The sequence below is a fragment of the Accumulibacter sp. genome, assembly GCF_036625275.1.
Lineage (GTDB): Bacteria > Pseudomonadota > Gammaproteobacteria > Burkholderiales > Rhodocyclaceae > Accumulibacter.
In genome coordinates this window covers 1-19,344 of sequence record NZ_JAZKUD010000035.1, presented here as the reverse complement: position 1 = coordinate 19,344, position 19,344 = coordinate 1, and the positions used below count along the sequence as shown (strand labels likewise).

Annotated in this window: 14 protein-coding genes and 2 pseudogenes; 7 read left to right on the top strand and 9 right to left on the bottom strand. The window is 62.5% G+C overall.

Annotated features, from left to right (window positions below; translation table 11 throughout):
• Nucleotides 1-111: 111 nt before the first annotated feature.
• Nucleotides 112-1,224: a cell division protein ZapE gene (zapE, locus tag V5B39_RS12340; RefSeq protein WP_332343195.1), complete on the top strand. Its 1,113-nt coding sequence runs from the start codon at nt 112-114 to the stop codon at nt 1,222-1,224.
• 31 nt (nt 1,225-1,255) lie between these two features.
• On the opposite strand, the gene V5B39_RS12335 is transcribed toward zapE, so the two are convergent.
• The 5 genes and pseudogenes from V5B39_RS12335 to smpB all read right to left on the bottom strand — a co-directional run bounded on the left by V5B39_RS12335 (nt 1,256) and on the right by smpB (nt 6,302).
• Nucleotides 1,256-2,161, bottom strand: a complete 906-nt coding sequence (locus V5B39_RS12335; protein ID WP_332343194.1) for a GGDEF domain-containing protein — start codon at nt 2,159-2,161, stop codon at nt 1,256-1,258.
• 202 nt (nt 2,162-2,363) lie between these two features.
• A complete protein-coding gene (locus V5B39_RS12330) occupies nt 2,364-3,275 on the bottom strand; it encodes a GGDEF domain-containing protein (protein ID WP_332343193.1) in 912 nt (303 codons plus the stop codon).
• A 94-nt stretch (nt 3,276-3,369) separates the two neighbouring features.
• Nucleotides 3,370-4,653, bottom strand: a complete 1,284-nt coding sequence (locus tag V5B39_RS12325) for an O-acetylhomoserine aminocarboxypropyltransferase/cysteine synthase family protein (protein ID WP_332343192.1) — start codon at nt 4,651-4,653, stop codon at nt 3,370-3,372.
• A gap of 180 nt (nt 4,654-4,833) precedes the next feature.
• Nucleotides 4,834-5,733, bottom strand: a pseudogene (locus V5B39_RS12320) (transposase).
• A gap of 122 nt (nt 5,734-5,855) precedes the next feature.
• Entirely contained in the window at nt 5,856-6,302 is a 447-nt protein-coding gene (smpB, locus tag V5B39_RS12315) for an SsrA-binding protein SmpB (RefSeq protein WP_332343191.1), read from the bottom strand.
• Nucleotides 6,303-6,380: 78 nt separating this feature from the next.
• Between smpB and V5B39_RS12310 the strand changes: the two genes are divergently transcribed.
• Together V5B39_RS12310 and V5B39_RS12305 are read left to right on the top strand one after the other, a co-directional pair.
• Nucleotides 6,381-6,824, top strand: a complete 444-nt coding sequence (locus V5B39_RS12310; protein WP_332343190.1) for a type II toxin-antitoxin system RatA family toxin — start codon at nt 6,381-6,383, stop codon at nt 6,822-6,824.
• The gene (locus V5B39_RS12305; RefSeq protein WP_332343189.1) at nt 6,817-7,137 is read left to right on the top strand and encodes an RnfH family protein; all 321 of its coding nucleotides are present in this window, start codon (nt 6,817-6,819) and stop codon (nt 7,135-7,137) included. Before V5B39_RS12310 ends, V5B39_RS12305 begins: the two co-directional genes overlap by 8 nt.
• Nucleotides 7,138-7,149: 12 nt before the next feature.
• Here the strand turns inward: V5B39_RS12305 and V5B39_RS12300 are convergent, their stop codons facing one another.
• Nucleotides 7,150-7,593: a DUF4124 domain-containing protein gene (locus V5B39_RS12300; RefSeq protein ID WP_332343188.1), complete on the bottom strand. Its 444-nt coding sequence runs from the start codon at nt 7,591-7,593 to the stop codon at nt 7,150-7,152.
• A gap of 187 nt (nt 7,594-7,780) precedes the next feature.
• Here V5B39_RS12300 and guaB point away from each other — a divergent pair, with 187 nt between their 5' ends.
• Together guaB and guaA are read left to right on the top strand one after the other, a co-directional pair.
• Nucleotides 7,781-9,241: an IMP dehydrogenase gene (gene guaB, locus V5B39_RS12295; protein WP_332343187.1), complete on the top strand. Its 1,461-nt coding sequence runs from the start codon at nt 7,781-7,783 to the stop codon at nt 9,239-9,241.
• A gap of 58 nt (nt 9,242-9,299) precedes the next feature.
• Entirely contained in the window at nt 9,300-10,865 is a 1,566-nt protein-coding gene (gene guaA, locus V5B39_RS12290) for a glutamine-hydrolyzing GMP synthase (protein ID WP_332343186.1), read from the top strand.
• Nucleotides 10,866-10,936: 71 nt separating this feature from the next.
• On the opposite strand, the pseudogene V5B39_RS12285 reads toward guaA, so the two are convergent.
• Nucleotides 10,937-11,834, bottom strand: a pseudogene (locus V5B39_RS12285) (IS982 family transposase).
• Nucleotides 11,835-12,044: 210 nt separating this feature from the next.
• On the opposite strand from V5B39_RS12285, the gene V5B39_RS12280 reads away from it, so the two are divergent.
• Nucleotides 12,045-13,859, top strand: a complete 1,815-nt coding sequence (locus V5B39_RS12280; protein WP_332343185.1) for a hypothetical protein — start codon at nt 12,045-12,047, stop codon at nt 13,857-13,859.
• A complete protein-coding gene (locus tag V5B39_RS12275) occupies nt 13,852-18,009 on the top strand; it encodes a DEAD/DEAH box helicase (RefSeq protein ID WP_332343184.1) in 4,158 nt (1,385 codons plus the stop codon). Before V5B39_RS12280 ends, V5B39_RS12275 begins: the two co-directional genes overlap by 8 nt.
• 189 nt (nt 18,010-18,198) lie before the next feature.
• Here V5B39_RS12275 and V5B39_RS12270 read toward each other — a convergent pair whose 3' ends face one another.
• Nucleotides 18,199-18,525 (bottom strand): nitrile hydratase, encoded by a 327-nt coding sequence (locus tag V5B39_RS12270; protein WP_332343183.1) that lies wholly within the window; start codon nt 18,523-18,525, stop codon nt 18,199-18,201.
• A complete protein-coding gene (gene nthA, locus V5B39_RS12265; RefSeq protein ID WP_332343182.1) occupies nt 18,522-19,160 on the bottom strand; it encodes a nitrile hydratase subunit alpha in 639 nt (212 codons plus the stop codon). The genes V5B39_RS12270 and nthA overlap by 4 nt, the downstream gene beginning before the upstream one ends.
• Between the last annotated feature and the right edge of the window lie 184 nt (nt 19,161-19,344).

The window sequence follows — 19,344 nt, the reverse complement described above, 5'->3', positions numbered from 1 at the left end:
GTCGGCATCGCTGGCGAGAGTGGATGCGTGGCAGCGGTTGCGATCCTGGCCTGCCCCGCTTGCTGCTCGACGAACGCGAGGAAATCCCTCTCGGATAGCGGAAAGACGCCGATGCCTCATAGAGTTCTCAAAGTCCCCGAGCGGGGAATGATCGACGCCTACGAGGGCCTGCTCGCGGCGCGCAATTTTCAGGCCGACGCCGCACAACGTGCCGCGGCCGAACGCCTGCAGCGCCTTTATTACGAACTGCTGTCGTTCAAGGTCGGGCGGCGCAGCACCTTGCGGCGTCTCTTCGCACCGCCGGAAGTGCCGCGTGGCCTCTATTTCTGGGGCGGCGTCGGACGCGGCAAGAGCTTCCTGATGGACTGCTTTTTCGATGCGGTGCCGTATCGTCGCAAGCGCCGGATTCATTTCCACGCTTTCATGCACGGGGTGCATCGGCAGTTGAACGAACTCAAGGGCGAGAACGATCCACTACTTCGGGTGGCCGAGCGCATCGCGACAGAAGTGCGGCTGCTCTGCTTCGACGAGTTTCACGTTTCCGACATCGCCGATGCGATGATCCTCGGCCGCTTGCTCGAAGCACTCTTTGCCCACGGAGTGGTTTTCGTGATGACTTCCAATTACCCGCCCGACAGGCTCTATCCGAATGGCCTGCAACGCGACAACTTTCTGCCGACGATTGCCCTGATCAAGTCGCGGCTGGAGGTGCGGGAAATTGATGCCGGTGTCGATTATCGGCTACGGACGCTTGAGCAGGTCGAGATCTTTCATTACCCGGCCGACGCTACGGCCGAGCTGAAGATGGCCGGGTATTTCGCCGCCATGGCCGATGGCGAGGGCGAACCGGGCGGTACTGTCGAGATTCTCGGGCGTCATATTCCGACACAACGCCGTGGCAACGGCGTGATCTGGTTCGATTTCAAGTCGCTGTGCGGTGGGCCGCGTTCCCAGAACGACTACCTCGAGCTGGCGCGCGGCTATCATACGGTACTGCTTTCGGCGATTCCCAGGATGTCGGCGAGCATGTCATCGGAGGCGCGGCGTTTTACCTGGCTGGTCGACATCTTCTACGATCACAAGGTCAAGCTGATTGCCACCGCCGATTGTGGTCCGGACGGACTGTACACGCAGGGCACGCAGGCCAGCGAGTTCTTCCGCACCGCCAGCCGTCTGACCGAGATGCGTTCGCGCGAGTATCTCGGCTTGCCGCATCTGTCTTGATCGACTGCGCCTGTCGGCCAGCGGACGAAGCCTAAAAGATCTCCAGATCCACGCAGAGCCGATTACCCCCCGCTTCCTGCGCTGCGCTGAGCAGCGGCCGCAGGTGTTCGATCAATGCCGGCGAATCTTCGCCACTGTATTCGGTGACCCCGCCACTGATCGTCAGTGTCGGCTTGGTGTTGTGCGAATAGGCCGCCTCGACCGCGGCGAGTACACGCTCCAGACCGATCATCGCATCGTTGATGCGAACATTGGGCAGAATCAACAGGAACTGATCGGAAGCAAAGCGGCCCACCATGTCGAACTCGCGCAGATTCCTGCCCAATAGTGAGCCCACTTCGGCGAGCAAGCGTGCACCGGCTTCCCGTCCATTCGCTGCACAGAAATCGGCGAAGTCATCAATGGTCATCAACGCCAGGGAAAAAGGGGTACCGTAACGGCGAGCACGGCGATCCTCATCGTCGAGCAGCAGTCTGATATAGCCTGGACTGAAGACCCCGGTGAGTGCATCGTGTGTCGGCATGGACTGGCTTGCCCACGGATGGTTGCGGGTTAGATTGGCCAGGGCCAGAAGGACACGTCGAAGACTGCCATCGTCAGCGAACACCGGAAAGGCGCTGGCCCGGTACCAGTCGGTGGCGCCGGACGCTGCCTTCCGGATCCCGATGGCCCGATGCCGAATGGCCTGCCGCGTCTGTACCACCTCCATTTCGGGGCGCTGGTCGACAGCCAGTGGCTGGCCGTTCTCATCTTCCCATACGACCGGCGTATCGCCAAGCAGGGTGGCGGCTTGAGTGTTGCGCAGATGCAGGGAACCGTCGGCAGAGAAGACCAGCAGGGCAATGTCGAGACTGTCGAGCAGCGTCGCGTAGTTTCCGATTTCGACATCATCGGCACGCAGGTCGACGGGCGGCAGGAGGGGTGGGCTACTGGACATCTGCGGGCATCACCGGGAAAGAACGATATCTGCATGTTAGCCCAAAATCCCGCTCTGCGCTCGTCGTGAAGCCGTTGATATTAAGAAGGCTTTGGGTGGGCCAGAAAACCATCCAGGAGTCGCCTGCGCATGCTCCAGGTCGTCGATCAGTGGTGATCCATAGGGCATCGCCGGTTGACCAGTTCGACTGGCCGGGTAAAGCCTAGAAAGTCTCCGGGTCTACACAGAGCCGGTTGCCACCGGATTCTTGCGCCGCGATGAGCAGTGGTCGCAGGTGCTCGATCAGTGTCGCTGAATCTTCGCCGCTGTATTCGGTGACGCCACCGCTGATCGTCCACGGCGACTTGACATGACGCGAATACGTTGCCTCGACTGTTTCGCGGACACGTTCCAGGCCAATCATCGCATCGTGGATGCAAACATTAGGCAGAATCAACAGGAACTGATCGGAACTGAAGCGGCCAACCATGTCGAAACCACGCAGACTCTTGCCCAACAGGGAACCCACCTCGGCAAGTACGTGTTCGCCGGCTTCCCGTCCATTCGCCGCGCAAAAATCGGCAAAGCCATCGATGGTGATCAGCGCCAGGGCAAAAGGGGTTCCATAACGTCGGGCGCGGCGATCCTCGTCGTCGAGCAACAGCCTGATATAGCGTTGGTTGAAGACCCCGGTGAGCAGGTCGTGTGTCGGCATGGGCCGACTGTCGCTTGCCAGATGGCTATAGGGAGTCAGTTTGGCCAGGGCCAGAAGGACACGTCGCAGGCTGCCGTCGTCGGCGAACACCGGAAAGGCGCCGGCCTTGCACCAGGCAGTGGCGCCCGATGCGGTCTTCCGGATGCCGATGGCCCGGTGCAGAATGGCCTGCCGTGTCTGCGCCACCTCGATTTCGAGGCGGTGGTCTATGGCCAGCGGCTGACCGTTCTCGTCTTCCCACTCGACCGGTGTATCGCCAAGCAGGGTGGCGGCCTGAGTGTTGCGCAGATGCAGGGAGCCGTCGGGAGAGAAGGCCAGCAGGGCAATGTCGAGGCTGTCGAGCAGTGCCGCGTAATTTCCGATTTCGACATCATCAGCACGCAGATCGACGAACGGCGGAAGAGGTGGGCTACTGAACATCGGTAGGCATGACCGGCAGACAACAATATCCACATGTTAGCCCAAAATTCTGCCCTGTGCTCGTCACAAGGCCCTTATGTCAACAAGGCTTCCATCAGGCTGCAGCCAGTGCCTGCTCCAGGTCGTCGATCAGATCATCGGCATGCTCGATACCGATCGAGAGGCGAATCATTTCCTCGGAGACACCCGCCCTGGCCAGTTCTGCCGGAGACAGCTGGCGGTGCGTGGTTGATGCCGGGTGACAGGCGAGTGATTTGGCGTCGCCGATGTTGACCAGCCGGGTAAACAACTGCAGCGCATCCTGAAAGCGCGCACCCGCCTCCGAGCCGCTGCGGCCGTTGCCCTTGACGCCAAAGGTGAGAATCCCGGAAGCCTTGCCGTCCATGTACTTCTGGACCAGCGGGTGGTCGGGATGATCGGGCAGGCCGGCGTAATTGACCCACGCCACCTTGGTGTGGCCCTGCAGATAGGCAGCGATCTTTTCGGTGTTGGCGCAGATGCGGTCCATGCGCAGCGGCAACGTCTCGATACCCTGCAGAATCAGGAAGCTGTTGAACGGCGAGATGGCGGCACCCATATTGCGCAGCGGCACGACGCGTGCACGACCGATGAAGGCTGCCGGACCCAGGGCCTCGGTGTATATCACCCCGTGGTAGGAGACATCCGGCTCGTTGAGGCGCCGAAATTTCGCCTTGTGTTCAGCCCAGGGAAAGCGACCGCTGTCGACGATCATGCCGCCGATCGAGTTACCATGACCGCCGATATACTTGGTCAGCGAGTGAACGACGATGTCGGCGCCGTGCTCGAAGGGACGGCACAGATAGGGCGAAGGAACCGTGTTGTCAACAATCAGGGGCAGACCATGGCGGTGCGCAATCTCGGCGAGCAGCTCGAAGTCGGTGATGTTGCCAAGCGGGTTGCCGACCGACTCGCAATAAATGGCCTTGGTCTTGCCGTCGATCAGTTTTTCGAAACTGGCCGGCTCGGCGTGGTTGGCAAAGCGCACCTCGATACCATACTGTGGCAGGGTGTGTGCGAAAAGGTTGTAGGTCCCGCCATAAAGTGTTGCTGCCGAGACGATATTGTCACCGGTTTCGGCGATGGTCATGATCGCGTAGGTAATCGCCGCCTGGCCCGAGGCCAGCGCCAGTCCGCCGATGCCACCTTCCATTGCGGCAACGCGCTTTTCGAGGACATCCTGGGTCGGATTCATGATGCGCGTGTAGATGTTGCCGGCCACCTTGAGGTCGAACAGGTCGGCGCCATGCTGGGTGCTGTCGAAGGAATACGAGCTGGTCTGGTAAATCGGTACGGCAACCGCCTTGGTCGTCGGTTCGGGGCTGTAGCCGGCGTGGACGGCGAGTGTTTCTAGTTTCATGCAGATTCTCCCTGTGGGGTTGGCGCTTGGGCAAGCGTCAATCTTAGCATCTCGGATAGCCCAACCTAGCAGCCTGTCGGACTTAGGGCGGGAGAAACCCGTAAATTCCACGATGCGGGATGAAAAGGCCCGGGTTTGCCGATTTTCCGGCATTTTCGAGGCTTTCCTCCTCGTCCTTCCCTACTGTGGACGCAATGCGGCCAGGCGCTTCAAATTCCACGCCAGGCAGACCAGCGTCCACTCGCCAGTGACCTTCTTCAGACCGCGCAGCGAGAACTGGCGGAAACCCATCACCGATTTGAGGATGCCGAAGACCGGCTCGACGGTCTGCTTGCGTAAAGCGTAGAGCGCCCGCCCAGCCTTGGTCTTCAGACGATGGGACAAGGTCTGCACGGGTATGGCATTCTCGGGCAGTGGCGCTGGCTCGTCGCTGTGGCGCTCCCGCCAGCTCGGAGGGTGCTCGTCGCGAGCCACCGCGATCAGCGGCTCGATGCCGGCCGCCGCCGGGATGTTCTTCTCGCTGCAAAAGCCGGTGTCGGCGATGAGGCCGTCCACGGCACCGAGCACCTCGGTCTGTGCCTTGAGCTTCGCCAGCATCGGCTCGACCTGCTCCTTGTCATTGGAGGCTTGCGCGACTCCGACCGCCACGACCCGCATCGTGGCGGCATCGACCCCCGGCCTGGGCGTTGTACGCTGGTTCAAAGCCGCCACCAGCCACGGATCTGGACGAACAGGGCGCTGATTTTGTTCAGGAAACGGCTGCGGAACGTAGCCAGGCTGTCGAGATCAGGATGGCTCCCCGCGGCGATAAAGCGCATGGCCACCGAATCGTAGGTCGCCCGCTCCAGCTTGCGACTGGAGAAGATGCCCGTAGCGTAGCCATAGACCAGAATCGCCAGCAGGGTCGGGATGGTACGCTTTCGATCCCCGACCGGCGTACTGCCGAATCAGATTGGAAAGAGCGAGATCATCGATCACCTCAACCATGAATCGCGCCAGGTGATCCTCGTTAAGTCAGTCGTCCAGCGACGGCGGCGGCAGGTAGTCGGTCTTGCGGTCGGTGACGATGAAATTTGGCATGGCAGGGGCTCGGTCGATCCAGTAACCATGATCATAGCATACAATGCCCGCCGATGACTGGAAAGTCCGACAGGCTGCCAGCAGTAACCATGCCAAACCTCCTGAGTAGTTACCTCCGTTGATCAACCCTTCTCGCGCATCAGCCGGGCCTTCTCGCGCACCCAATCGCGCTCTTTTTCGGCTTCCCGCTTGTCGTATTGCTTCTTGCCCTTGGCCAGACCGATCTCGACCTTGATGCGGCCACGCTGGAAATGCAGGTCGAGCGGCAGCAGGGTGTAACCAGCGCGTTCGACCTGGCCGATCAGCTTGCCGATTTGCCGGCTGTGCAGCAGCAACTTGCGGGTGCGAACCGGGTCCGGCTTGACATGCGACGACGCCGCCAGCAGTGGCGTGATATGCATGCCGAAAAGAAACACTTCGCCGTTACGGATGACAACATACGATTCCTTGATGCTCGCCCGCCCTCCCCGAATCGCTTTGACCTCCCAGCCCTCCAGCGCGATTCCGGCCTCCAGCTTCTCTTCGATGAAGTAGTCATGGAAAGCCTTCTTGTTGGCGACGATGCTCATGGTGCCGTTTCTCGGGTAGTCAGGGTTCGGGAGTGCTAGAATCCAGGATTCTACAGGATTCACGAGGTATGGCAGCAGATGGCCATGGTCAGGAAATCGGTGCTGATCGAACATTCGTCGCAACAGATGTTCGACCTGGTCGACCGCGTCGAGGACTACCCGCAGTTTCTGCCCTGGTGCAGCCTGACACGCTGCATCTTCCGCGACGACACGAGAACGATCGCCACCCTGCACATCAACTACCGCAGCGTCAAATCCCACTTCACCACCGAGAACAACAAGGATTCTCCATTCTCGATGAACATTAACCTGGTCGATGGCCCGTTTCGCCGGCTGGACGGGGTGTGGCATTTCAAACCACTTGCTGCGCATGCTTGCAAGATCGAGTTCCAGCTTTCCTACGAGTTCTCCAGCAAGATGTTCGAAAAGGTCATCGGGCCGGTCTTCAGCCAGATTGCCAATACTTTCGTCGACGCCTTCGTGAAGCGTGCGTACGATGTCCATGGTGTACCCAATGCCTGAGATGCTGACCATCGAAGTGGTCTATGCCTTGCCGACGAAGCAGCAGCTGGTCAGCGTTCGGCTAGCGGTGGGCAGCACCGTACGGCAGGCGATCGAGGCTTCGGGACTGCTGCAGAAGCATCCGGAAATTGATCTGGCGAAAAACAAGGTCGGTATTTTCGCGAAGCTCAGCAAGCTCGACGCCACGCTGCGTGATCACGACCGCGTCGAGATCTACCGACCGTTACTCGCCGATCCGAAGGAAGTGCGCAAGCAACGAGCCGCTGAAGGCAAGGTCATGAAAAAAGGGGCCGGTGACAGCGAGGTCGAGTAGCTTGCCAGGCGCTCACTTGCAGTGCACCTGTACCGCCTCGCGGACTTTGGCAATCTCCTGCGCACGCTGCGCGTCATCGATGAAGTAACGTTCGCCCTTGCTGTCGCGCAGCGCCAGGCGCTCGCCGGACTCCAAAACCTGCAAGGCACGGCGGGAAGCCTCGCAGTCTTCCTTCCTTTGCACGTCCATGCGCTGTTCCTTTTCGGCCTTCTCGGCCGCTTCCCGCGAGTCTTTCTGACGCTTGCGGAATTCCATCTCGCGGTCAGCCATCGTCTTGCCGGTGGGGGCATTTGCTGTCGGCGTTTCCGTCTCGATCTTGCGTTGCTGCCGGACCTTGCCGCTGGGCGGCAAGTCGGAAATCACGGTACGGTTATTTTCATCCTGCCATTGGTAGATCTGGGCCTGCGCCGCAAGGGCAAAGAGCACGCTGGCAGCAGTCAATAGGAATCGCTTCATGTTCATTCAATGTGAAAATCGCGTCAGCAGCTGACGGATCTCTCCCTCGTCTGCAAGCGGGAGAAAGGGGTCGGGAGTGAAGAAGACGGTCATGGCTTTGATGGTCTGGATGCTGGGCATGGCCATGACCGTCAGCGGTCAGGGAGCACGCGGTATAATACGTTTTTGTGACCTCGGATCAAAGGCCATGCGTTTAATCCAAAAGGCGCTGACGTTCGACGACGTCCTGCTCGTTCCCGCCCACTCGTCGATCATGCCGCGCGACGTCACCCTCAGGGCACGTCTGACCCGCAATATCAGCCTCAATCTGCCACTGGTTTCCTCGGCCATGGACACCGTCACCGAAAGTCGCCTGGCAATCGCCCTGGCACAGGAGGGTGGCATCGGAATCGTGCACAAGAACCTCAGCCCCAAGGCACAGGCCGCCGAAGTCGCCAGGGTCAAGCGTTTCGAATCCGGCATTCTCAAGGATCCGATCACCGTTCCACCGAACATGTCGGTTCGTGACGTGCTGGCCCTGACCCATCTGCACAAGATCTCCGGCGTACCGGTGCTCGATGGCCAGACCGTCGTCGGTATCGTCACCAACCGCGACCTGCGCTTCGAAACCCGGCTCGACCAGCCCGTCCGGAACATCATGACCCCGCGCGATCGCCTGGTCACCGTACGTGAGGGGGCCACCGTCGAGGAAGGCAAGGCCCTGATCCACAAACACCGGCTGGAGCGCGTTCTGGTGGTCAATGACGCATTCGAATTGCGCGGCCTGATCACCGTCAAGGACATCATCAAGACCACAGAGCACCCGGACGCCAGCAAGGACGCGTCCGGCCGCCTGCGGGTCGGCGCAGCCGTCGGCGTTGGCCCTGGTACCGAGGAACGCGCCGAACTGCTGGCCGAAGCGGGTGTGGACGTGCTGGTCGTCGACACCGCGCACGGGCATTCGCAAGGTGTTCTCGACCGCGTCCGCTGGATCAAGAAAAACTTTCCGACGGTCGAAGTGATCGGCGGCAACATCGCCACCGCCGACGCCGCACTGGCGATGCTTGTGCACGGTGCCGACGGCGTCAAGGTGGGCATCGGTCCGGGCTCGATCTGTACCACGCGCATCGTCGCCGGCGTCGGCGTTCCACAAATCACCGCCATCCAGATGGTCTACGATGCCCTGCAGGGAAGCGGCGTGCCGGTGATCGCCGACGGTGGCGTACGCTACTCGGGTGACATCTCGAAGGCGATTGCCGCGGGGGGGGATGCGGTCATGCTTGGCGGTCTGTTTGCCGGAACCGAAGAGGCTCCCGGTGAAGTGGAACTTTTTCAGGGACGTTCGTACAAGTCGTATCGTGGCATGGGATCGATCGGTGCCATGGCCGCGGGTGCCGCCGACCGTTATTTCCAGGACGCCGCCGCCAATGTCGACAAACTGGTGCCCGAAGGCATTGAAGGTCGGGTTCCCTACAAGGGACCGGTGCTCGCCGTCATTCATCAGTTGATGGGCGGCCTGCGCTCGTCGATGGGCTATCTCGGCTGCCGGACGATCGATGAAATGCATGCCAGGGCCACTTTTGTCGAAATCACTTCGGCGGGAGTCCGGGAATCGCATGTCCATGATGTGCAGATCACCAAGGAAGCTCCGAATTACCACGTCGATTGAGCGGCAATCGACCCTCGGCGGGCGGCAGGAAGCCGCCCGTGTCACTTGAGGACTGATGATGTCCCATCAAAAAATCCTGATTCTCGACTTCGGCTCACAGGTCGCCCAACTGATTGCTCGCCGCGTCCGCGAGCAGCAGGTGTATTGCGAGCTGCATCCTTACGATGTCACGGCAGAGTTCATTCGCGACTTCAAACCGCAAGGCATCATTCTCTCCGGGGGTCCGAATTCGGTCTACGAGGTTGCGGACTTCAAGGCACCGTCGCTGGTGTTCACGCTTGGCGTCCCCGTGCTCGGCATCTGCTACGGCATGCAAAGCATGGCCGAGCAGTTGGGCGGCAAGGTCGAAAGCTCGAACAGACGTGAATTCGGCTATGCCGAAATGCGCGCGCGTGGCCACAGCGCACTGTTCAAGGGCATCGAGGATCGCCGCAATGCCGAGGGTCACGGCTTGCTCGACGTCTGGATGAGCCATGGCGACAAGGTCACCGAATTGCCGCCGGGCTTCCGGGTCATCGGCAGCAACGAATCGACGCCCATTGCAGCGATGGCCGACGAGGATCGCAATTTCTACGCCGTGCAGTTTCACCCCGAAGTCACGCACACGCTCAAGGGCAGGGAAATCATCGGCCGCTTCGTGCACGACATCTGCGGTTGTGGAAACGACTGGAACATGCCCGATTACGTTGCCGAGGCAGTCGACAAGGTACGTTCACAGGTCGGCACTGAAGAAGTGATTCTGGGTCTCTCGGGCGGCGTCGATTCGTCGGTCGCGGCAGCGCTGATTCACCGCGCGGTCGGTGACCGGCTGACCTGCGTTTTCGTCGATAACGGCCTGCTGCGCCTCAACGAGGCCGCCCAGGTGATGCACACCTTTGCCCGCAATCTCGGCGTCAGGGTGGTGCATGTCGACGCCACGGCGCAATTCATGGACCACCTGCAGGGCGTCTGCGATCCCGAGCAGAAGCGCAAGATCATCGGTCGCGAGTTTGTCGAGGTTTTCCAGACCGAAGCCGGCAAGCTCGAAAACGCCCGCTGGCTGGCACAGGGAACGATCTACCCCGACGTGATCGAATCCGCCGGTGCGAAAACCAGGAAGGCACACACCATCAAGAGTCATCACAATGTCGGCGGCCTGCCCGAGCAACTGAACCTCAAGCTGCTCGAACCGTTGCGCGAACTGTTCAAGGATGAAGTGCGCGAACTCGGCGTCGCACTCGGGCTGCCGCACGACATGGTCTACCGCCATCCCTTCCCCGGTCCCGGTCTGGGAGTGCGTATTCTGGGCGAGGTGAAGCCCGAATTCACCGACCTGCTGCGCCGCGCCGACGCCATTTTCATTGATGAGTTGCGCGCCGCCGGATGGTACGAGAAGACCAGCCAGGCATTCGCCGTGTTCCTGCCAGTCAAATCGGTGGGGGTCATGGGAGATGGACGAACCTACGAATACGTCATCGCCCTGCGCGCCGTCGAAACCCAGGACTTCATGACCGCACAGTGGGCAGAGCTGCCACACCGCCTGCTGGGAAAAGTCTCGAACCGAATCATCAACGAGGTGCGTGGCATCAACCGGGTGGTCTACGACATCTCGGGCAAACCGCCTGCAACAATCGAGTGGGAATAAAATAGCTTCGTTTCAGGACACCCCAAGGCGTTCCAGTTTTGCTTGACACCCTTGTCCTGATAAGGATAACGTCAGTTCGGGATAAGTTTTGGGGTTTGGGAGAGCCGGCGGGTGTCTTGTAGCGAGAGTCGTGGTTTGTTTGGCATGCGGTAATAGGCGATGAAGCCGGCCAGCCAATTGACACTGAAATGGATGGGCGAGCGATGGCGGGTGTGCTCGATCTGACAGAGATTTTTCAGTTCGTCGATGACGGTTTCCACGAGAGATCGCTGTCGTAGCATCGCCTCATCAAAGGGAGTCAAGGTGACGGGCTTCATGTTTCTCTTGACCTGAGTCACGAAGTCAATGCCAAGATTCTTGAGGAAGGCGGTGAGCCGCTGGGCGATATAGCCCTGGTCGGCATACAGTTTGCCAAAGAGCCGATCGGCAAAGTCGCCCAAGGGTTTGCGGTCATCGACATTGCCTGGCGTGAGCTTGACGCCCAGCAACTCACCCAAGTGATTGATGACCAGATGAAGTTTGAATCCGAAAAACCAGCCGGTAGAACTCTTGCCGCGCGCCGCCATCCCCCGGAACACCCGGTGCGACGAAATCCGTGGGTTTTCGCAGACAATGAGGGGAGTCGAATCGGCAATCGACACTCCGGAGCACTTGCCCGTCAGCGCTTCGAATAGAGTCGCCAGCGCTATCGCGCAGCGGGGGTAGCCACTCGACACCCCGTTGATACGACGGGAATCGGGGAAATTCGGCGCGCAGGTGTTGGCACACATGATTCAGATAGAAGGGTTTGGACTGTCGATAGCGAATCTGATGGAACAGCCCCACCAGCGTCATCAACTCCGGCATGGAGACCGTGCATTTCCTCGACCGATGAGGCTTGCCATCAGTCAGTAGTCGGGCCTTGAGTTGGGGTTCGAACGCTTTGTAAAAATCGTCGATCAAGCAGTCAGTCTCGGTAAGATCGTCCATGATGGGCCTCTGTGAGGTGTGGTTAATCAAGGCGTGCCTTCAATCTACCAAGATAGCACCGGCCACCATCATTTTCATATCAATGCGTTAGCGCCATATTTCCGGCTTCGTTATCCCGAACTGACGTTAAAATACGCACCCCGGCGCACTCGACTGGCCTGGCCGGGCGCATGCGACACAGGCACATGTCTTCACCCAGCAAAAACGACCATGAAACTACACGAGCAATTGAATCTCCTGACGGTGGACGAGCTGAAGCAGAGACGCGACCTGACGCCGACGGGCGACCGCTCGACGCGCAAGGCGGACATCATCGAGGCGCTCGCCCGGTATCTTCTGGCCGGCGATCTGAGCAGCGTCTGGCAGCACCTGTCCGCACTGGACATCGACGCCATCGCCGAGGCGGCCCACCACTGGGGAGGGCGCTTCGACTCGGAGCGCTTCCGGCTCAGGTACGGCAAGATCCCCGAGTCCTTCGGGCGGCGCAGCTATATTTCCTGGGGCACGTCAAAGGTCGAACAGCCCAGTGTCCTCAAGCTCTTCTTCTACCATGGCGAGATCCCCGAGGACCTGTTGCCACGCCTGGCCGGGCTGGCGCCGCGGCCTGCCGAGCTGGCGATCACCACCCTGAGCGACGAGGATCTGCCGGCCACCGTTGCGTCGCATGGGGCGGCCGGCGCATCCGAGCCGCTGCGCCTCGTCGCCACCGAGGCGCAGGTGCGACATGACTTGCCGGCGGTGCTGCGGCTGATCGGACAGGGCGGCATCGCGGTCGGTCCGAAGACCGGCCTGCCGAGCAGTGCCGCAGTCGCAAAACTGGAGTCGATCCTGCTCGGCGGCGATTGGTACCGGCCGGAAGACGATCTGGGCAGCCAGCGCTGGGCGGGCGGGGCGATCCGTCCGATTCGCCCCTTTGCCTGGCCGCTGCTGCTGCAGGTCGCGGGGCTGGCCAAGCTGGACGGCGGCAAGCTGGCGCTGACCGCCCGCGGCAGCAAAGCGCTGTCGCAGCCGCTCGAAACGGTCGTCGCGCATCTGTTCGAGCGCTGGCAGGCGAAGGGGGCGCCGGACGAACTGCGCCGCGTGGACCTGATCAAGGGCCAGACCAGCCGGTCGGCACAGCTCAGTGCCCTTGCCGATCGCCGTACGGTGATCGCTGAGGCCCTCAAGGATTGCTGTCCCGTCGGCCGCTGGATCTCCCTCGACGAGTTCTTCCGCCAGATGCGGTTTCGCAACCACGATTTCGAAGTCACTGACAACGCCTGGGCCCTGTACTTTTCCGATCCGAACTACGGCAGCCTGGGCCACGAGGGCTTTGGGAGTTTCGAGATCCTGCAGGCGCGCTATATCCTTGCCTATCTCTTCGAGTATCTGGCGACGCTCGGCCTGCTCGACGTCGCCTACACCCGCCCCTACCACGCCAGATCCGACTACAGCGAGGCCTGGGGAACCGACGACTTCCTGTTCCTGAGCCGTTACGATGGCCTGCGCTATGTTCGCCTCAATGCCCTCGGCGCTTTTTGCCTCGGATTGACCCCGGACTACCGACCGACCATCGAGAAGAAGCCGCCGCTACTGGCCACCGGCGCCGACCTCGGCCTGACCCTGCTGCGCGATCCGGAGCCTGCGGAGCGGCTGCTCCTCGAGCGCATCGCGCAGCCCTTGTCTGCCGATCGCTGGCGACTCGACCCGGATACCCTGCTACGAGAGAGTGCCGATGCCGACGAGCGCGGGCGCATCCGCGACTTCCTCGATGCCGCGACCATGGGCGAGCTGCCGGCGGAGTTTCGCCAATTGCTGGAGAGCGTCGACGAACGCGCCTCCGCTCTCGCCGACGCCGGATCGGCGCGCCTGATCCGCTGCAAGGACGCGGCCATTGCCGCGCTACTCTCCTCCGACCCGAGCACCGCGCCGCACTGCATGCGTGCCGGCGACCGCCTGGTCTGTGTTCCCGCTCCGAAGCTCGCGGCCTTCCGCAAGGGACTCGCCAGGCTCGGCCTGGTCCTGCCCGAAACCCCCATTGGCTGAGCTGCACGCGCGCTACGAGCTCCTGAGCCCCGACGAGCAACGCATCCTGCGGGTGTTGTCGGTGGTCTGCGAATCGGTCGGGCAGACCGTGCTGCAACAGATCCTCGACGCCCTCGCCTGGCGTGACCGAGCAGGCGCCCCACTGAGTGGCCTGCTGAACAAGACCCTGCGCGAGCGGCTACTCAGCGACGGCTTGATCGATCTACCGAAGGGCGCGCTGTTCTGTCGTCCCGACCTGCGCGAAACCCTGACCCGCGAGACCGTCGCCGACGGCACCTTTGCGACGATCGTCGAAGCCGCAGAGCACTGCTTCCCGACGCCGCTACGCAATTCCTGGGAGCAGCCGAGCGAGATGCGCCGCTTGCGGGTGTTGCGCAACGCGCTCTATGGCGGGCGCGCAGACGAAGTCTTGCAACAGCTCGGGATCGGCCCGGCTGCATCGCTGGCCCGAATCCCCTATCACCAGGTTCGACAATTGGCCGAGGTCTGCCTGTCCCAGCCGGACCCGGAATGGATCGCCGGCCAGGATCTCCGTCTCCAGATCCTGGCCCTCGCCCCGCTGTTGCACCAAGCGGCCTTGGAACTGGTTCCACAACCCGATCACTACGTGCTGATGGAGCGCCTGCTGACTCCCCTGGCCACAACCCGCCCGGACGTTGCCGACGCACTGGCCGAGCAGTACCTGCTGCGCGGCCGCCTGGATGCGGTGCCGGTGCTGCTCGCTGGTCGGAGCGACCCCGAGGCGCTGGCCCTGCAAGGCTGGCTGCGCTTTCTTCAGGGCGATTACGCACAGACCATCGAGAGGATCGAGGCCGCCGAGCTGTCGGCGCGCAAGCTGAGCCGCAAGCGCAACGTCTATACGCCGCGCATTGCCGGTGCCCTCTATCTCATCGCCCTGCTGCACCGCGGCGGCAAGGCTGATTACGAACGGGTGCTGCGGCAAGTGGCCCTCTGTCTGCGGGCCAGCGTGACCGACCCCATCGAGCAAGGGTTCCGGGTGCTCGGCGACCTGGCCGCGGTGCTGGCCGGCCAACGCCCATTGGACGACGCCGTCTGGCTGCGGTCCAGCCTGAGCGTGCGCCGCGCTTTCCCGATCCTGTTCCGCTTGCTGGCGCTGCACTGGCTTGGCGAGCGCCCGGCGGCGGACGCGCTGCAAGCCCTGGCGACCTGTGCCGAGCAGGCGGCGCAGGCCGGAATCGACTGGTATGCGCACGAGGCCGTCGCCTTGCTGGTGGCCTTCGGCTTTGAGGGCGCGACCCCGACCCTTGCGGCGCTTGGCGATTCGCCCGCCGGGGTGGTCCTGATGACCGATCTTCTGACCCCCAGGGCGGCCTGGGAGATTGCCCTCGATGCGCTCAAGGGACTCGGCAACCAGGCCGCCGGTCCTGGCAGCGTTGTGCCCGAGACCGCCGACCTGCGCATGGCCTGGGTATTCGAACTGCACCAGAACGATGCCCTGCTCGAACCCCGCGAGCAGAAGCGCAGCAAGCGCGGCGGCTGGAGCCAGGGCCGGCCGGTGGCGCTGCAGCGGCTCGCCGAGACCCCCGAAGATTTTCCCTATCTGACGCCCCAGGACCGCGAGATCTGCGCCTGCATCGTCCGCGAGCAGGAAGCGAGCTGGTACGGCGGCTATGCGCGAACCGTTTATCGGATCGACACCGAACGCGCCCTGCTGGCCGCCGTCGGCCACCCCCTGGTCGTCCGCAACGCGACTGCGGACACTCCGGTCGAACTGGTGCGGGCGCTGCCGACGCTGGCAGCGGTGCGGCGCAGTAAGGACCTGCTGGTCAGCATCGAACCCTTCCCGGCCGAGAACCGGTCGCTGTTGCCGGTCGAGGAGACCCCGCAGCGCATCCGGCTGGTCCAGTTCGATGTCCGGCACCGGGAAATCGCCCGCATTCTCGGCCCGACGGGACTCAGTGTTCCCAAGGGCGCCGAGCCGCGCTTGCTCGAAGGGCTCACCGCGGTCGCTCCACTGCTGACCGTTCACTCCGACATCGGCGGCGGTGCCGGCGTTGCCGAGACGATCGTCGCCGACCCGCGCCCGCACCTGCACCTGAACGCTTTCGAGGGCGGCCTCGGCCTCGAGTGCTATGTTCACCCCGGTGGTGACGCTGGCCCGCAGTTCCGGCCGGGACAGGGCGGGGCGACCCTGTTCAGCGAGCGTGACGGTCGCGCCTTGCGCTGCCCCCGCGATCTCCGGAGCGAGCTGGCTGCGGCCCGTGCGGTGATCCGCCAATGCCCGGCACTCGCCGGCAACGACGGCTGGAGCTGGCACCTCGACGACCTCGAACAGGCCCTGAGCGCACTCGAAGAGCTCCATCGCCTCGGCGATGCGGTTGTGCTCGACTGGCCGCAGGGCAAGCGCATCGGCCTTGGCAAGGAAACCCAGCTCCGCCAGATGCGCGTTACCCTCCGGCAGCAGGCCGACTGGCTGGCGATCGAGGGCGAGCTGACCCTCGATGACGGGCGCGTGCTGGCGATGCGCGAGCTGCTCGAGCGCGCGGCTGCCGCCCAGGGCCGCTTCGTCCGCCTCGGAGAAAACGATTATCTGATCCTCAGCCAGGCCCTGCGCCGGCGCCTCGACAAGCTGCGCGGACTGGTGGCCGACGACGGCCGCTTCCACCCCTTCGCGGCGCCGGCCATCGACGAGATCATCGACGGCATGACGGTCGAGGCCGATCCGGCGTGGCGGGCGCTGCTCGACCGGCTGGCCGCGCTGCAGGCCCTCGAACCGCCACTCCCCTCGACGCTGCAGGCCGAGCTGCGCGACTACCAGGCCGAAGGCTACCGCTGGCTCGCCCGCCTCGCCCACTGGGGCGCCGGCGCCTGTCTCGCCGACGACATGGGGCTTGGCAAGACGGTCGAGGCGCTGGCACTGATCGTGTCGCGGGCCGCCGAAGGCCCGACACTGGTGCTAGCGCCGATGTCGGTCTGCGGCAACTGGATCGACGAAGCGCAGCGCTTCGCCCCAACGCTCAAGCCACTGCGCTTCGGCGGCGCCGACCGCGCCGCGCTGCTCGAACAGGCCGGCCCCTTCGACCTCATCGTCTGCAGCTACGGTCTTCTGCAGAGCGAGGGCGAACGCCTCGCCGAGGTATCGTGGCAGACCATCGTCGCCGACGAAGCGCAGGCGTTCAAGAACGCGCTCACCAAACGCTCGCAGGCGATGATGCGCCTGCGTGGCGCGTTTCGCATGATCACCACCGGCACGCCGGTCGAGAACCACCTCGGCGAGCTGTGGAACCTCTTCCGCTTCATCAATCCCGGCCTGCTCGGCTCGCTGGAGACCTTCAACCGGCGCTTCGCGATTCCCATCGAGCAGGCCAGGGACGCGAATGCCCGGCAGCGACTGCGCCAATTGCTGCGGCCCTTCATTCTGCGCCGCCTGAAGAGCGAGGTCTTGAGCGAGCTGCCCGCGCGCACCGAGATCACCCTGCAGATCGAGCTCAGCAGCGGCGAGAGGGCGCTCTACGAAGCCCTGCGCCGGCAAGCCATCGAACGCCTCGAAGAAGCCCCGGAGACTCACCCCGGTCAGCAGCGCATGCAGCTCCTCGCCGAGATCATGCGTCTGCGCCGCGCCTGCTGTCATCCGCGGCTCGCGCTACCCGACAGCGAGTTGCCGAGCGCCAAGCTCGAGGCCTTCGCCGAGGTCGTCGACGAACTGCTCGACAACCGTCACAAGGCGTTGGTCTTCAGTCAGTTCGTCGATCACCTCAAGCTCCTCCGCAGCCACCTCGATTCGCGCGGCATCGGCTACCAGTATCTCGACGGATCGACCCCCGAGGCGCAGCGCCGCACCGCGGTCGCCGCTTTCCAGGCCGGTGAGGGCGAACTGTTCCTGATCAGTCTGCGCGCCGGCGGCGCCGGGCTCAACCTGACCGCTGCCGACTACGTCATCCACATGGACCCCTGGTGGAACCCCGCCGTCGAAGACCAGGCCTCCGACCGCGCCCACCGCATCGGCCAGGAGCGCCCGGTCACGATCTATCGCCTGGTCGCCCAGGACACCATCGAAGAGCGCATCCTGCAACTGCACGCCGGCAAGCGCGACTTGGCCGACGGTCTGCTCGCCGGCACCGAGGACGGCGGCAGGCTGAGCTACGCGGATATGCTGGCACTGATACGGGGGAGCGACGGGAGCGGGTGATGCCGCAGGCTGGGTGGGAGGGACGCCTTGCCTTCACCCCTGCCTGCAAGGCCACCCGGTATTGCAAGATACGTGAGAAATCCGCTTCGTCCGGCGTTTGTCGATTCCCCGTCTCGGAGAACGCTCTTCTGCCATCCAGGATACCGCTCTACCCACAATCATGAGCAAGTGGGTCACAGACCGGATTCGTCATTCAGCCTGCCGTCTCTCGACTTCATCCATCTTCTTCGCCAGTTCATCGGGCGTGAGAATTCCCTTCTGAAAGAGAATATTTGCGAAAGCGACGATCCAGCGTTCGTAATAGGTAAGCTGGCCGATCATCTCCGCACCGAGCGACTCGACGCCTCGGCGCTTTTCCTCCGTGCTGAGAATCTTATGAAAATCGAGGACATCCGCCAGTGCGTGGCAGCGCTTCTCCCAAGGCTCAAGTACGTGGTCAATGCGTTCGATGCGATCCGCCGGCAAGCCGCCAATGTCATTCGGCAGTGTTTTCAGGAGGTGTTCGGTTTGGCTCATGAATTGATCCGGTGTTCAAGGTTGACTTTGATCACGCCAATCATCGCGTCGCGGGTGACCATGGCGGCGAGTTGTTCCTCGGTAAAATCCTCGGTGCCTGCCGGACGCTGTGGCAATACCAGATAACGCTGGATCGCCGTCGAGTCGCTGACACGAATCTCGACGTCTTCAGGAATCTCGGTACCGAACTCGGACAAGACTTGCCGCGGTTCCTTGACGGCGCGGGCGCGGTATGGCCTGGCTTTATACCAGTCGGGCGGAAGGCCGAGCACCGGGCGCGGGTAACAGGAACAGAGCGTGCAAACGATGAGATTGTGAACCTTGTCGGTGTTCTCCAGAACGATGAGCTGGGTGTCGTCGTAGAAGCTGATACCCAACTCTTCGCAGGCCGCACGGCCGTTGGTGAGCAGACGAGCCCGAAAGCCCGGATCAACCCACGCTCGCGCGACGACTTTCGCTCCCAACGCAGGCGTGCGGGAGTCAAGTACCTCGATTTGTCGACGAATCTCGCCGGGAGCGATCAGTTTCTTTTCGATGAGCAGCTCTCGAATGGCCGTCTCCATGATTTCGTAATATCCGGGAAGCGCCTCGTCAAGCGCTGCGGGATGCGGATGGGAATGATCGTGGTCGTCCATATTCAGACCTTTTCCAGCCATGTTTCAAAGACTTCGATACGCAAACTATCCAGAAGGGGTAAGTATTCGGTGAACCCGTAGTCGGAGGCGGCGGCCGATAGTCGGCGACTGAGCAGATGGCGGAGGGCTGGACACAGAAGCCGAGTTTGGGTAGACTTCGACGTATGGGCTCTGGATCGGACAT

Excerpts from the sequence above, each read along its gene's own strand:
- smpB (WP_332343191.1), bottom strand. The coding sequence starts at position 6,302 with ATGAGCATCGTCGCCAACAAGAAGGCTTTCCATGACTACTTCATCGAA.
- V5B39_RS12300 (WP_332343188.1), bottom strand. The coding sequence starts at position 7,593 with ATGAAGCGATTCCTATTGACTGCTGCCAGCGTGCTCTTTGCCCTTGCG.
- guaA (WP_332343186.1), top strand. The coding sequence starts at position 9,300 with ATGTCCCATCAAAAAATCCTGATTCTCGACTTCGGCTCACAGGTCGCC.
- nthA (WP_332343182.1), bottom strand. The coding sequence starts at position 19,160 with ATGGACGACCACGATCATTCCCATCCGCATCCCGCAGCGCTTGACGAG.
- V5B39_RS12335 (WP_332343194.1), bottom strand. The coding sequence starts at position 2,161 with ATGTCCAGTAGCCCACCCCTCCTGCCGCCCGTCGACCTGCGTGCCGAT.
- guaB (WP_332343187.1), top strand. The coding sequence starts at position 7,781 with ATGCGTTTAATCCAAAAGGCGCTGACGTTCGACGACGTCCTGCTCGTT.
- V5B39_RS12325 (WP_332343192.1), bottom strand. The coding sequence starts at position 4,653 with ATGAAACTAGAAACACTCGCCGTCCACGCCGGCTACAGCCCCGAACCG.
- V5B39_RS12270 (WP_332343183.1), bottom strand. The coding sequence starts at position 18,525 with ATGAGCCAAACCGAACACCTCCTGAAAACACTGCCGAATGACATTGGC.
- V5B39_RS12280 (WP_332343185.1), top strand. The coding sequence starts at position 12,045 with ATGAAACTACACGAGCAATTGAATCTCCTGACGGTGGACGAGCTGAAG.
- V5B39_RS12310 (WP_332343190.1), top strand. The coding sequence starts at position 6,381 with ATGGCCATGGTCAGGAAATCGGTGCTGATCGAACATTCGTCGCAACAG.
- zapE (WP_332343195.1), top strand. The coding sequence starts at position 112 with ATGCCTCATAGAGTTCTCAAAGTCCCCGAGCGGGGAATGATCGACGCC.
- V5B39_RS12305 (WP_332343189.1), top strand. The coding sequence starts at position 6,817 with ATGCCTGAGATGCTGACCATCGAAGTGGTCTATGCCTTGCCGACGAAG.
- V5B39_RS12330 (WP_332343193.1), bottom strand. The coding sequence starts at position 3,275 with ATGTTCAGTAGCCCACCTCTTCCGCCGTTCGTCGATCTGCGTGCTGAT.